At 25.2% G+C, this 14,793-nt stretch carries 14 protein-coding genes and 1 other RNA gene; all 15 read right to left on the bottom strand.

Annotated elements, in window-relative coordinates:
* Positions 1 to 48: 48 nt before the first annotated feature.
* Positions 49 to 855 (bottom strand): SDR family NAD(P)-dependent oxidoreductase, encoded by an 807-nt coding sequence (locus SPIRDC1_RS00965; RefSeq protein ID WP_174480073.1) that lies wholly within the window; start codon positions 853 to 855, stop codon positions 49 to 51.
* Between the two features lie 22 nt (positions 856 to 877).
* Entirely contained in the window at positions 878 to 1,519 is a 642-nt protein-coding gene (gene pgsA / locus SPIRDC1_RS00960; protein ID WP_174480072.1) for a CDP-diacylglycerol--glycerol-3-phosphate 3-phosphatidyltransferase, read from the bottom strand.
* A 210-nt stretch (positions 1,520 to 1,729) separates the two neighbouring features.
* Positions 1,730 to 3,613, bottom strand: a complete 1,884-nt coding sequence (locus SPIRDC1_RS00955; protein WP_174480070.1) for a VirD4-like conjugal transfer protein, CD1115 family — start codon at positions 3,611 to 3,613, stop codon at positions 1,730 to 1,732.
* A 45-nt stretch (positions 3,614 to 3,658) separates the two neighbouring features.
* Positions 3,659 to 3,787, bottom strand: coding sequence for a hypothetical protein (locus SPIRDC1_RS10160; protein ID WP_255495888.1), 129 nt, complete (start codon positions 3,785 to 3,787; stop codon positions 3,659 to 3,661).
* Positions 3,788 to 3,821: 34 nt separating this feature from the next.
* Positions 3,822 to 5,180, bottom strand: coding sequence for an Mbov_0396 family ICE element transmembrane protein (locus tag SPIRDC1_RS00950; RefSeq protein ID WP_174480069.1), 1,359 nt, complete (start codon positions 5,178 to 5,180; stop codon positions 3,822 to 3,824).
* 58 nt (positions 5,181 to 5,238) lie between these two features.
* Positions 5,239 to 5,538: a hypothetical protein gene (locus tag SPIRDC1_RS00945; RefSeq protein WP_174480067.1), complete on the bottom strand. Its 300-nt coding sequence runs from the start codon at positions 5,536 to 5,538 to the stop codon at positions 5,239 to 5,241.
* Positions 5,539 to 5,905: 367 nt separating this feature from the next.
* Positions 5,906 to 8,593, bottom strand: coding sequence for an Mbov_0397 family ICE element conjugal transfer ATPase (locus tag SPIRDC1_RS00940; protein ID WP_174480066.1), 2,688 nt, complete (start codon positions 8,591 to 8,593; stop codon positions 5,906 to 5,908).
* Positions 8,574 to 8,825, bottom strand: coding sequence for a hypothetical protein (locus tag SPIRDC1_RS00935; RefSeq protein WP_174480064.1), 252 nt, complete (start codon positions 8,823 to 8,825; stop codon positions 8,574 to 8,576). Before SPIRDC1_RS00935 ends, SPIRDC1_RS00940 begins: the two co-directional genes overlap by 20 nt.
* Positions 8,826 to 9,154: 329 nt before the next feature.
* Complete coding sequence (gene ffh / locus SPIRDC1_RS00930; protein WP_174480063.1) at positions 9,155 to 10,510, bottom strand: signal recognition particle protein; 1,356 nt, start codon at positions 10,508 to 10,510, stop codon at positions 9,155 to 9,157.
* A 170-nt stretch (positions 10,511 to 10,680) separates the two neighbouring features.
* Positions 10,681 to 12,222, bottom strand: a complete 1,542-nt coding sequence (gene rny, locus SPIRDC1_RS00925; protein ID WP_233214951.1) for a ribonuclease Y — start codon at positions 12,220 to 12,222, stop codon at positions 10,681 to 10,683.
* 16 nt (positions 12,223 to 12,238) lie between these two features.
* A complete protein-coding gene (locus SPIRDC1_RS00920; RefSeq protein ID WP_174480061.1) occupies positions 12,239 to 13,234 on the bottom strand; it encodes an IS3 family transposase in 996 nt (331 codons plus the stop codon).
* Positions 13,235 to 13,292: 58 nt separating this feature from the next.
* Positions 13,293 to 13,523 (bottom strand): hypothetical protein, encoded by a 231-nt coding sequence (locus tag SPIRDC1_RS00915; protein WP_174480059.1) that lies wholly within the window; start codon positions 13,521 to 13,523, stop codon positions 13,293 to 13,295.
* 139 nt (positions 13,524 to 13,662) lie between these two features.
* The gene (locus tag SPIRDC1_RS00910; protein ID WP_174480057.1) at positions 13,663 to 14,100 is read right to left on the bottom strand and encodes a CinA family protein; all 438 of its coding nucleotides are present in this window, start codon (positions 14,098 to 14,100) and stop codon (positions 13,663 to 13,665) included.
* Positions 14,095 to 14,444: RNase P RNA component class B (gene rnpB / locus SPIRDC1_RS00905), an RNA gene on the bottom strand. The genes SPIRDC1_RS00910 and rnpB overlap by 6 nt, the downstream gene beginning before the upstream one ends.
* 29 nt (positions 14,445 to 14,473) lie before the next feature.
* Positions 14,474 to 14,791, bottom strand: coding sequence for a DivIVA domain-containing protein (locus SPIRDC1_RS00900; RefSeq protein ID WP_174480056.1), 318 nt, complete (start codon positions 14,789 to 14,791; stop codon positions 14,474 to 14,476).
* Positions 14,792 to 14,793 lie beyond the last annotated feature (2 nt).

Below are 14,793 nucleotides of genomic sequence, written 5' to 3'. Positions count from 1 at the left end.
AAACGTATTTAAAATTAGTTCTTTTAAAAAAGAACAAAAAAATTATTTCTATCGATTTTTTTGATAATTATACACTAACTTAAGTACTGTTTTTAAAGGTAATATTCTAATAATAGTTCTTGTAATTTTATTAGAAATTCCTGTAATAATAAAACTTTTTCTTTTTGTTTTTAAGGCTGTTTGTAAAGACTTTTTAGCATAAGTTTCAGTATCTAAAACTGGTAATAATGAACTATAATATTCTTTATTTCCTTTACCATTACTACTACGATTTCAAAATTCAGTTTTTAATGGACCTGGACAAATTGTAATTACTCTTACTTTACTTTTTGCTCTTTTTAATTCATAATTAACTGCAACACCTAAACTTCAAACATATGATTTAGAAGCATAATAACTAGCAAAAACAGGACCCGGACTAAAAGCTGCCATACTTCCAATATTAATAACACGACCATAATTATTTTTACTAAAACGTTGAACAAATAACTTTGTTAAAATATGTAAACAAGAAATATTTAAATTAATCATATTTAATTCTTGTTCTAACATGCTATCTGCAAATGTTCCTCAAACACCATAACCAGCATTATTAATAACTACTGTTACATTTAATTCTTTTGATAACTCAAATAATTTATAAATATTTTTTAAATCAGATAAATCTAAATCATAATTTTTAACTTGTAAGTGTGGATACTTATCTGCTAATTCTAATATTTTTTTACTATCACGTGATACCCCTAATACGTGATAACCTTGTGCTAATAATGCTTGACAGTAATAATATCCCAATCCTTTAGACGCTCCTGTAACTACTGCTCACTGATTCAAAACAATTACTTTATTTATCATTTATATTAATCTCCTTTTATTTTTAGATATTAAACATTTTTTTACTATTTGAACTAATATAATTATAAGCACTAAAAATACTTAATACTGTAGCAACGTACATTGGTATCATTACTAATTGATTAATTAAACCATATTGATCATTATTACTATGACCATTAACACTACCATTTAAAAATCGTCAATTAATAAAAAATAAAATTGTAATTCCTAACATTTGTAATGCTGCCTTTATTCTACCATATTTATCAGCAGCCATTACTGTACCTTTAGTAGCCAAAATTTGACGAACTACATCAATAATAAAATCACGTAATACCAAAATAACTACCATTCAAACCGGAATTATAGTAGCACATGCCATTACAATTAAAACACCATTAGTTAAAAATTTATCTGCAATTGAATCAAAAAATTTACCAAAAGTTGTTACCTGATTAAATTTTCTTGCTCATCATCCATCAATAAAATCACTAATGGCAGCAATAATAAATAAAATTGCTGCTATTAACCAACTAATCGGTAAACTATAACTATTAATATTAATACTTGTTATTCAAATATGATAAAAATTATCATTATCTATTGGACCGATAATCATTAAACTAACAATAATTGGGACTAATATTAATCTTATTAAAGAAATAATATTGGGAACATTCATATTTAAAATCCTTTCATATAAGTTTATTTATAATATTTAACATTATTATGTACTTACCTTTTTTAGCATAATTTATAAAAAGTAAAACTTATATTTTTGATCTATTCATGAAATAAGTATATCGTTATTTTCTATATCTATCAATAATATACATTTATATATTAAAATAAATATTCTTTTATATACAATTTCTTAACTATTGTTTGTTTTTTATTTTTCTGATTTTTCTCTTTCGGCAGCAGCTTGTGGATTTTTTCTTTTCTCAATATAATAGAATAAACCAATATAACTTAAATAATAATCTTTATTAAAATCAATTAAACGTGAAGCATTTGTAACGGTTGCTTGTCCTGCCGGTTTACTTCCTCATTCATAAAACGGAATTAAACGTGTTTTTGCTGGATTATGTTTTGCTAAAAAAATAACAGCAGTATCAAAATCTAATTTCATTAACTCACTACCTGTAATTAATTTTTTACCTTGTAATGATGAATTAATATTATCAGCTTTTTTATCTTTATTACCAGAATGGGTATAATTAATAATTGTTTTTTCACCGAACATATCTGAATATTTATTAGCGGTTTGTAAATCCATAGTTTGCAAAAAAGTATGCAAAATACAGTTATTAAAAATAGTTTCTGCTGTTTCTTTACCATATTTTTGTGTTAATTGTTGTAAATCTTGCATAATCATCATGAAAAAAATATTACGACTTCGTGCAACAGTAATCATTTGTGCCATACTAGCAATCGTTGGTATATTACCAAACTCATCAAATAAAAAGTATAAAGGACGTGGTAATTTAATATCAGGCAAAGTACTTGCATAACGAATTGTATTTTTATATAACTGTGCAATAAACATTGATACAAAAGCATTACGTTCATTACTTTCATCAGGAACAACTAAGAAAACAGCACTTGGTTTTTTTACAATTTCATCTAAATTTATATCATTACTACAACTAATATTTCGCGTCACTGGATCAGTAAATAAACGTAATCCATTAGCAACCATTTGACTAATTGATCCCGCAGTTTCTTCAGAACCTTCTAATGCACCTAAACCAATTTGACGAGCTAAACTATGAGTTGGCATTTTTTTTAGAATTTCAACATATCGTTGACGATTAGTAGCAACAATAGCAGCATTTGACATACTAAAGTATTTTAAAGGAACATCAGGTTGATCTTCAAGTTGTTCTAGCATAAATAACATAATTGATTTAACAACTTGCATTGCTGATTGATTTCAAAATTTTTGTTTTGGATCTGATTCAGGAAATAAAGCTTCAACAATATCATTAATTCATGATAATGCCATTGATTCATAAGTAATTGATTCATTTAAAGGATTATTTTCTTTTTTTAAACGCATCGATTCTACATAAAAATCATATACTTTAACAAAAGGATTTCATGAATTAGATACTGATGTATCACGTAAATTAATAACATAAACATCGTAACCATTATCTTTTAATATTTTAGAATGATTTTGAAATAATTCTCCTTTTGGGTCAGTAATAACCATTGATGGTTTAATTTTCGATTGGGCATTTAAATATATAGTTGGAATAACTAATTTTTGAGTTTTACCACTTCCTGTTCCCCCAATTACAATATTATGAGCATCAGACTTAATATTAAATTGGACACCACCAATTTTAGTCTTTGTTGTTTGAACAACAATACCGTAATCATTTTCAACAGTTTTTGATAAAGGAAAGGTATTAGCAATTTCAGTGGGTGTTAATCAAGCAGCAGATCCATACACTTTATTTTTTGAATCACGTAAAAAGCGACTTTTATTATGAGTTTCACGATAAATTTTATATTTATGAATCATAAAGTAAGATAATAAAACTGAAAATTCAATAAGAAATAGAATTAAAAATATTAATCAATAATTAATAACATCCTGTATTAAAAATTTAAGTGTAAATGGTTGTTGATTATCTCCACTATGAGAAAACATGTTACGAACAAAAATTAAAGCATAAACTAATAAAGTATTTATTAATACTAAAAAGGGTATAACAATTATAATTACTGCTGGTAGTACTCATTTTTTTTGACGAATAAATTTCATTTTTATGTTCCTTTATTTTTTATATATTTTATAATAATTTATATTTTACCCATATTGGGAAATAACACCAGCAATACCTGATATTATTAATAATAAAATACCAATAGTTACATTACGTCTTCAACGATAACTTTTTTTCTTTTTAAATTCATTTTTTGTTTTTTTAAATTTCATGATTATTTCTCCAAGATTTTAATATTTTACTTTTTTATTCATCAGGATCTCCTTTTCTTGCATTCTTTCTAGTGTTATTTAAATTTACAAAAGGTTCAACAAAAGCACCTTTAGCCATATTATTTAATCCAACAAAAGGGCTTTTTAAATTATTTTTTGTATCTTGTCATTTAGTACCTTGATCATGAGAATTTTGAAATTTTCCAATTCCTTTAGCAATTCCTTTAGTACCTTTACCTAAATAACCTGTTATACCATTTTTTAATAGTCCATTTGCTTTCTTTTGACTACCATCAGGATTTCTTCCATTTTTAGCACCACCAAATGCAATTTGTTTCCCAAGTTTTAATGCACCAGCACCACCTGCTGCAAGGCTAGCAAAAGTCCGAGCTTTACCCATAATATTTCCAGCAATAGCTGCTCCATTAGAATCAATAGCACTTTGTACACCTAAGTTTTGTGTTACTAAGTGATTAATAATTTTTTGAGTTCTTAAACAACTAATAGCACCGGCTGTACAAAATAACGTATATAAAACTTGTTTTTCAAGTCAACTAAAATTAGTATTATTAGTAATATCTAATATTGCCTTTGGTAATATTTGAAGGAAGATATAAATAGGTAACATCGTTGCTGGACCAATAATAAACTTACCTATTACCATTTCTTTTCAAACACCCAATCTTTTTCCTTGATCAACAGGCATCATAGAAGCAACAATTGGTGATATTGAAAATAAAAGTAATAAATCAATAATTCTTTCAACCAATGTCATTGATCCAATAAATAATACATATAAAGTAAATCACACCGCAATAATTTCAAGAATAAAGTTTCAATGTTTTAATTGAGAAATAGGCGGCATTGAATAAACACCAGGATCATGCTGAGCAGCATTAGCATCCGGAGCACCAATACCTCATAATAAATCAGCTAAACTAGCATTTTTTCCTAAAGCTGTAATTTGTAAAACTGCCAATAATCCTGTTATTAAATAATTTATAGTACTCATAAAAAATGGAATAAAAACAATTACTAAAAAAGCTAAAAATGTATTTTTTATAGCTTTACCTAATTTTTCTCTAATTGTATGTGTTTCAGTAAATTGAATAATAATTAATTGCATAATAAACATAATAAGTATTACGCCAATTGAAACAATTGCTAATGCTGAAAAAAATACTGGTAAATTTTTACTATTAAGTGGATCTTTAGTAAAATCTCCAAAAACTAAATTAGTTATCGCATCAGTTGTTAAATAATCAAATATGCCGCCATGACCATGATTAGGTGATCTCAATAAAATATCAATTAAATATAATGGTCCTTGAATGAAAATAAGTCAAGGTATAAATAATAAAGCTCCTAGTATAATATCTGTTAGTCAATACATATTTTCATCTCTTTTCTCTTCATAACTTAATATTAAGTTAATATATAACTTTCTTTAGTTAGCTAGGAAGAATATTTGGATTACCACCAAAAGCCTGCACAAGAGCAATTATTATTGCTGATGCAGTAATACCAATAATTGGTGCAATTAATGTATACATAAACGCTTTTTTAATCTCACTTCTACGTTGTGGATCATCACCAGCGGCCGCTAAATCTTTTGCCAATATAATTATTTTAAAAACACTAAATGCAATTAAAGCAGCAATTAGCAATCCTGCAACTGCCGAAACATAAGGTTTTGCTACATCAATGATTTTATTTATATCAGGTCCATCTGATAGATAATTAAAAATCATAAGTTTTTCCTCCTTAAATAATAAAAAAATAAAATTATTTACTAATCAAAATTGTTTATAAAGCATGAATTTATCTAATAACATAATAAGCCCTATTTTACTCCTTAAAGAGATAAATTAGGACTTACAGTCAAATTCATATGTTATAAATAATGTTGATACACTTTAATTATAGTTGGTTTTAAAATAAAGTAAATAAAAATTTCCAATTTTATCAACTTATTTTTTATTGTTTTATAAAATTTGTTATTTAAATAAAATCATATTAATAAAACTTATAAGTTTTATTAATATGAAAGTATCTTTATATTTAATTTAAAATAAATTAACAATTATTGATGAAATCGATAATGTATAAAAAAATATACTAATTTTCAATTTCTTTATTTTTTATATTTTTAATTGCTTGTGTTTCAGCATCACTAACATTAATATTTAAACACATACGATATAAACTAGAAATAGCAAAAAGACATTCACCAACTTTAGCACGAGCAATAAAATCAGTTTCATTAGCAGAAATGCCACCATATGAAGAATACAATTCATTTAATGCCGCTAAATCATGAGGTTGTAAATTTAATACTTTTAAATATTGACTTGAGTTAATAATAGCAGTAGTATATTTTTTAATTTCTTCAGAACCAAGAAAATCGTTAATATTTTGTGTAATAATATTTATCATACCTGTATACTTACGAATTCTCTTAACAATTTGATACATAAATAATAATGCTGCTGGAAATTCTTTATCAATAAGTAAATGGGCTTCATCAATAGTAATTGAAATTCATTGTTGTTTATTATTAATTTCATTATCATTTTTATTTTTTCGTACTTCATTTTCAATATATTTCAAAATTAAAAACATTTGAGCGTTAACTAAACGTTTATTCCCTGATTGCGTTAAAGTATATAAATCATAAACTTGTAATAAACTACTGCTATTAATATTAGTATGAGCATTTCATAAATTAGCATCAGTACCACCAGTTGCAAATCTTGATAATATAATTAGTAAATTTTTTAATTCATTTTTACTTCTAATCTCTTCTTTTTTAACCATATCAGATTCAATAATATCATATAAATCTTGAAAAATTGGAAATTGATTTGGTTTTAATAAATGAATTTTTGTTCGAGAAGTAATACCAAATTTTTCATACATTAAATTTACATAAATCATTAATAAACTTGATTCATTTCTCGTTAATCCACCAGTAGCAACGTTTAAAAATTGTTCTAAGAATTGCATATGTGGTGCTAAAATATCACGAGTATTATTATCATTAGTATTATCATCACTCAGTGGCAATGTAATTTGAAATGGATTAATATTGCCAGAAGAACCGTCACCAACATCAATTCAACTTCCATCATGATAATTACATAAATCGCGATATTCACGTTCAGGATCAATAACAATTACTTTATGACCAAGCATAATTTGATAATTTACTTCTTTTTTAGAAGCATAAGATTTTCCTGAACCACTAGTACCAATAATTAATTGATTATGATTTTTACGAGTACTACTTTTAGTTCTTTGATCAAAAAATACTTTATTACCACTTTCATTAAATCCAAGAAACAGTCCTTGTTTATCATTTAATTCTTGATTTAAAAAAGGAAAACTAGCACCTATTGTTAAACATGGCATTTCGTGACCTGTTTCTTTAAATCAATCAGCACTATCTGGCATTACTGATAAAAAAGCTTCTAATTGACGATAATATAATTTATCAAACTTCATATTATTGTTTTTTATTTCGTATTCGGCAGTACTAATATTTTGCTTAAGTTGCTTACGATCAGCACCATTAATTAATAAATACATATTAGTATTAAATATTTTTTCACCACCACCAGCAATTTGATCTAATAATTCATTTAATGATTGATAATGATAATCATAATCTCTTCGTTCTGATAATGATTTTGTCATAAAATTTAAAGTTGCTAAATTTTGCATAGCTTTATTCAATTGTTTTTTAGCACTTTCTTCACTGATACTATTAAAAGTAAAGATTAAACTAGTATTCGGAATATTTACTAAATTTGCTAATCAGACTGCTGAAACTTCAAATGGATAATCATATATGTTATAAACAGTTTGAAAACAATTAGCAAATTCTAAATTATTCTTATGAACTAATAATTCTTTAATCGCTAAATCATTAGTTAAATCTTTACTTTTAACAGTTTCTTCTTTTTTTGTAGTAAACATTTCTTCTAACGAAGCATTTTCATTAGAATTTATTAATTTACTATAAACAACCATCATTTCAAAACAATTAATATCACTAGCTTTAACACCACTACGACTGATATAATTTTTAAAAGCAGTTACTTCTTCTTTTAATTTTTCTTGATTTGATGAATAAAAAAATAAGTAAAAAAATGGTTGCGTCATTTCATTTTGATTTTGAATTTCATTATTAGCATTAATTGCTGATATCATTTGAAATTTTCTTGCTAATTTTGCTTTTTCACTAATATTTTCTAAATCAATTTTTTCGAGTTGTTCTTTATAAAAATTAGTTTGTGCAGTTATATCTAAAGGCATATCAATCTTTATTAAAGACATAGAAATATTAATAATTTTAAAAGCTGCAGCTAAATCTTTAATTTTATTTGAGGCTTCTTCATTAGATAATAATGTAATATTAAAACCCTCCAATAATAAAGCTCTAGTATAATTTGTATTTTTCACATTTAATTGCATCACATTCTTACTAATAATTTTTTTAAATGGTACTAATATTTGTGAATTTTTTTCAGATTTATAATAACGATTTTTACTATGAAATTTAAATCATAATAAAATAATTTCTCATCCTTTTTTTCTTGGCTGTCAATAAAAAGTAAGCGGAATAGTAGCACAACCAACTAAAATAACAGCTAATATTTTAAAAATAATATCAATTTGCAACAATAAAATAATAATTGAAGCAAATCCAACTACCATTAAAATAATTAATAAATCAATTAAACCAACACTTCTCCAAATTTGTAATTTTACAAATTTAATAGTTTTAGGAATTAAAAATTTCATTTATCTTTTCTTTTGAAATTTCATTAGAATTTAGCGCTGAATTTGGTTTACTGTTTATTTTCTCTATCTTTATACTATTAACACGCTTCTTAAAGCCACAACGACTGCAATTAACTTGAATATTTATTCCTTCTAAGTAATCAGCTATCAAAATTACTCTACCACATCGATAGCAAGCAAAAGAATTTTGTGGCTTTTGAGCTAATCGAACAGATGTATACGTATCTTTCATAATCATTGTCTCCTAACTGAATTTAATTTGTTTACTAAACACAATTCAAAGTTATTTTGTTCCCTAAATATTATTAAGCAACCGAAAAAGAAAAAATAAATTTTTGCTATATTTTTAATTTAAAATAACCCACTATTTAAACACTATTTTTTTTTAAATCTAGTTTTACTTTAAAAAATAAATTAAATTTTTAAAAACAAAGAAGAAAATTTAAAAAAATTTTAATAAAATAATATCTATAAAAACTCAAGAAATCAAAGTTTTATACATTTCTTGAGTTAAATAAATTTTAACAAATTAACAAAAAATAACAAATTTTTTTTATTTTTCTAACTTTTTATTAACTTATCTAATCCTGGAATATTTGGCATTTCTCCTTTTTTAATCTGACCAGCAATTTGATCCATAACTTTTTTAGTTTTTTCAAATTGGTTTAACACTTTATTTAATTCTTTTTCTGAACGACCTGAGCCTTTTAATACTCTTGCTTTTCTAGTTGGATAACGTAAAATTTGTGGCTTTTCACGTTCTTGAGCAGTTGTTGAAGCAATAATATATTCTGCTATTTTTAAATCAGTTTCAGCATCACTAATTTTAGCATCACTAATTTTAGCAGACATACCAGGAATCATTTTTACAAGTGAGCCCAATTTACCCATTTTTTGAATTTGCTTCATTTGATTAACAAGGTCATTCAAATCAAATTGACCTAACATCATTCTATTCATAGTTTCTTCAACATCACGAGTTGAAACTATACTTTCGGCCTTCTCCATTAATGTAGTAAGATCACCCATTCCTAAAATACGTTCTGCCATTCTTTCTGGATAAAAAATTTCTAAATCAGTTACCTTTTCACCCATTCCTAAGAACTTAACAGGAATCTTTGTTAAATAAGAAATTGAAAGAGCTGAACCACCCTTAGCAGTACCATCTAATTTAGTGATTATGCTTCCAGTAATAGGAATAGTATTATTAAACTCAATAGCAACATTAATTATATCTTGTCCTGCCATACCATCACAAACAAGTAAAACTTCTTTTGGTGAAGTAATTTTTCTTATTTCTGCTAGTTCTTGCATTAATTTTTCATCAATGTGTAATCTTCCGGCTGTATCAATTAATATTACATCAAACTTATTTTTATTAGCATATATTTGAGCATTTTTAACAATATTAGTAGGAGTTTCATTTTTTTGGGAAAAAACTTCAATATTCAATTGTTTTCCTAAAACTTTTAATTGTTCAACAGCAGCTGGACGATAAATATCTCCTGCAACTAGTAAACATTTTTTTTGATATTTATCTGTTAATAACTTTGCTAGTTTAGATATTGTTGTTGTTTTACCAGAACCTTGTAAACCAACTATCATAATAACAGTAGGATTAGTAGATAAATCTAATTCAACATTCTTAGTGCCCATAATCTTTGTTAATTCATCATGAATAATTTTAATTAACATTTCTTTTTGATCTAAGCCTTCTTTAATAAATTCACCTTTTGCTTTATTAATAATTTCATTAGTTAAAGTTTTAACCACTCTAAAATTAACGTCAGCCTCTAACAAAATTAATCTGAATTCTTTAATTGTTGCTTCCATATTTTCCATGGTTAAAGTTTTTTTACTTAAATTTTTTTCTAATGTTTTTTGTACTTTTTTTGACATAATGTCAGCAAAACTCATATTTATATTCTCCTCTATTTTTTTTTTAAGACTATATTATTTTAACACTAAAATAATAATGAAAAAATAAATTAAACATAAAAAATAAATATTTGAATTAACAAATTATATATTTTATAAAGTTAAAAGAGAACCTAAGGGTTCTCTAAAAAACAATTAATTAATTGTTTTTAATTAATTAATTCTGTTGCTCTTACTTCACGAATAACAGTAATATGAATATCGCCTGGTATTGTAATCATTTGTTCTAATTTTTGTTTTAAGTTTCTTGCTAATATATGAGCATCAAAATCATTAATAACTTTAGGATCAACAATAACTCTAATTTGTCTTCCTGCCTGAACAGCATATGCTTTTTCTACGCCTTTAACAGATTTACACAAATCTTCAATTTCTTTAATTCTAGTTATAAATTCTTCTAATGAATTATTTCTTGAACCAGGTCTAGCTGCTGATAATGTATCAGCAGCTGAAACTAAAGAAGAATAAACATTATCTTTTGCAACATCACCATGATGAGAATGAATATCATTAATAATGATATCACTTTCACCATATTTTTTTGCTAAAATCACACCATTATAAACATGTGAACCTTCTAATTCATAATCAGCAGCTTTACCAATATCATGTAATAAACCAGCACGTTTTGCAATATTAACATCTAAACCCAATTCAGCTGCCATTGCTCCTGCAAGTTTGGCAACTTCAAAGGAATGCAATAAAACATTTTGACCATAACTTGTACGATATTTTAATCTTCCAATATAAGATACTAACTCTGGTTCAAAACGAGTTAATTTTAACTCATCAATAATTTTTTTACCATCAACTTTAAAACCTTCATTTAATTCCTGCTCATGAAATATCAAGATTTCTTCAATTCTAATTGGATGAATTCTTCCATCTTTAACTAAATCTTCTAAAGCTCTAGTTGCAATTTCTCTTCTGATCGGATTAAATGAAGAAATTTGAATTGTTTCTGGCGTATCATCAATGATAATATCTACACCTGCTGTTAACTCAAAAGATTTAATATTTCTACCCTCTTTACCAATAATTCTGCCTTTCATTTCTTCATTAGGTAATTTAACATATGATACTGACTTATCAACAATAAAATTACTTGCATAACGTTCTATTGCTTCACTAACAATATTATTGGCTAACTCTTTAGATTGAAGTTTAATATTATATTCATGATTTTTAATAATTTTATTAAATTCTAATGATAATTTTTCTTTTAATTTACTAAACAATTCATCTTTTGCTTCATTTCGACTTATACCAGAAATTTTTTCTAATTCCATAATAATTTGATCAATTTTTTGATGATATTCTAATTTAACATTTTTTACAATTTCACGTTGATGATAAAGATTTTGTGTTTGTGTTTCAATTATTTCTTCACGTTCAGTTAATTTGCGTTCTCTTTTATTTAAAAGTTTCTCATATTCTAAATTTTGTTCTTTACGATATTCAATCTCTAAATACAAATCTTTTTTCATTTTACTTATTTCAATTTTTGCATCGGCTCTTGAGGATTGAATTAATTTTTGAGATTCTTTTTCTCTCTTTAAAATATTAGTAAAACTTTGTTGTTCTTTAATTTTTAAATACATTTTTCTAATTAGAAATCCAGCAATTATCCCTACTATCATTGCTAGAAAAATTGATATACCTACGGTGGTTAGCCCTAAATACTGGACCACTTTTGGATAGACAGTTTTAAATTTTTATTTGTGAAATTGGTGGTTTTAGAAATTTAGAATGTATTCTTTCGTAATTATAAAACATAATATATTGGTTTACATCATTTATAGCTTCATTGAGAGAAAAATATTGATTTGAACCTTTAGGTAGTCATTCTTGAGATAAATGAGAAAATCAGTTTTCAGATATTACATTGCCACCAATATCATAAGGTTGTTTTTTGCTTAAAATTATTTGCTTATCAGCAGCTCAATTTGTGATGTCTTGACAATAAAATTCGTTGGCGTTATCTGAGTGTAAAATAACGTTTTTTACTTGGTTTCAAGAGAATTGTTGATTTATTTTTTCAAGTGCAGGAAGGATTAAATCTTGATAGGATTTGTTTGAACATGTATTATAGCTTACAATATTATTTGAATAAAAATCAATAATTACAAAAAGATATAATCAACCTTCTTTAGTATTTATTTGTTTAGTGTCCATTGATCAAATTTGATTTGAAGAGGTTGTACTTTTATAATCTTTGTTTACTTTATCCATTGTAGGTATTCACTTATTTGGATTTTTTTTGTTTTTAGGATAGTTATTTTTAGTTTGTTTTAATCCTTGAAGATTGTGATCTTTCATAATTTTTCGCATTTGTTTTGTTGATAATTCTAGATTTAAAATAATATGTTTGTATTGTTTTAATCATTCTTTAAATGCTGAAAAAATTCGTAAATAGCCATAAATTTGTCCTTTTCTTGTAAAATGAAATTCAAGTAAAAGTTGGCATAATTCTTGATATTTATGTGTACAATTACTAATTTGATTTTTTTCTTTTTTAATAGGGTTTTGTTTGTTTTTTACAAAATAATATGTTGATCGGTTTAGTTGAAGATGTTGGCAAAGATATCTAATTGAATATTGGTTTTTGCTATCATCAATAATTTGAATTTTTTGTTTGATATTTAACTTGTTAATTACTAATGCTATTTGTTTAATTTTATCCATTATTAAAAATTCTTTCATGTCAAAATTAGTGTTAATTGTATAACACAATTGTTTTTCGAATACATTCAAGTTTTTTTTAAATTAATGCTCTAGTAAAAAGGGCTAAGTAGCAAGTAGCAATACGACCTTTTGGAAAACCTTTAACACCTAAAATATCATCTAATAATATACTTCCTGAACTAATAACTTCAATATCGCCAATACTACTATCACTTAGTAACATAATAGCACCTTTGCCAAATTCTTTTTCAATTTGCTTAATGGCCTTTTCTAATAATTGCTCTTTTTCTTTAATATTTATTTCCATAAAATCACCCTAGAAAATATTAATAACTCTGTAAGATAATTCCTTTTTAAATTTTAAAAACTTAATAAAATTTTTTTTAAAATAACTACTGCTTTTGCTACTATAGTTGATCTAATTTCGTTTCTATTACCTGAAATATTTAACACTTCACATCAAACATTATCATTGATAACAATATACCTACATATACTAAACCAACTGGTTTATTTTCTAAAGCATTAGGTCCTACATTTCCAGTAAAACTAATAGCAATATTTGTTTTTAAAATTTTTTGTGTATTTAAAGCCATTTCTATAGCACATTGTTTACTTATTTTATTACACCATATTTTTTCAATGGTTGTTTTTTTAATTTTAACAATATTGATTTTTGATTCATTAGTATACGCTATAAAACCACCACTAAAATATTTAGAAGCACCAACAATACTAGTAATCTCTTGAACAAAAAGTCCACCAGTAATACTTTCACAACAACTAATTCTAAAATTAAATTTATCTAATAAAAGTAAAAGTTCAGTCATTTTTAAACCTTCAATCAAATAATTTACAATACAAAAAAAGAATAAAAAAATCATAAGCCACGTTCTGTTCTTGCTTCTTGCAAGTGCTAACCATTTATCTACTATTGTAAACAATAGTTCGGTTTATTATTCATTTCTAATAAACCAATGCCCCTACCTAAATTTGGGTTTCTCGCTTGTGGGGTTTATCTCGTTCCAGCTTTTAAGTTTCCTTAAAACTCGTCTCTATGACACTTTTATAGACTAGAACCTTATTTAATAAAAAACTTAGGTTTTTGTCAGCCGTCAGAATTACTGCTTAGAGTTATTGTTTTCTCTAACACAAACATTACTTTCATCACAGAAAGTGCGAGCGTGGACTTTCCTCTACATACTAATGCAGCGATTAGCTCATTTTTTATTCTTTTAGAAAAAAATTATAACATATTTATTCTTCATGTACAATACTTTCTAATTTGCTTAATCTCGTAATAATATCAACATTTTCTACACCTTTTTCTTCTAATTTTTGTTTTTCTTGTTTTAAAACTAAAATTTGTGTTTTTAAAATATCAATTTCTTTAAGTAACTTGTAATTATTATTTTCTAAAATTACATTTTGCTTTTTTAGTTTATTTACAAATTCTTCTAGTATTTCATAATTAGTAGCAACTAAATCAAGAAATAAATCTACTTCTTTAGAATCATAGCCTTTATAATCAACAGTAAATTCTTTATCTATAATATCCTTTTTACAAATATTCATAT

Source organism: Spiroplasma endosymbiont of Danaus chrysippus (assembly GCF_902809815.1).
In the GTDB taxonomy this organism is placed as follows: Bacteria; Bacillota_I; Bacilli_A; order Mycoplasmatales; family VBWQ01; genus Spiroplasma_E.
The sequence above is the reverse complement of the archived record's forward strand: the minus strand, read 5'-3'. Positions and strand labels throughout refer to the sequence as shown.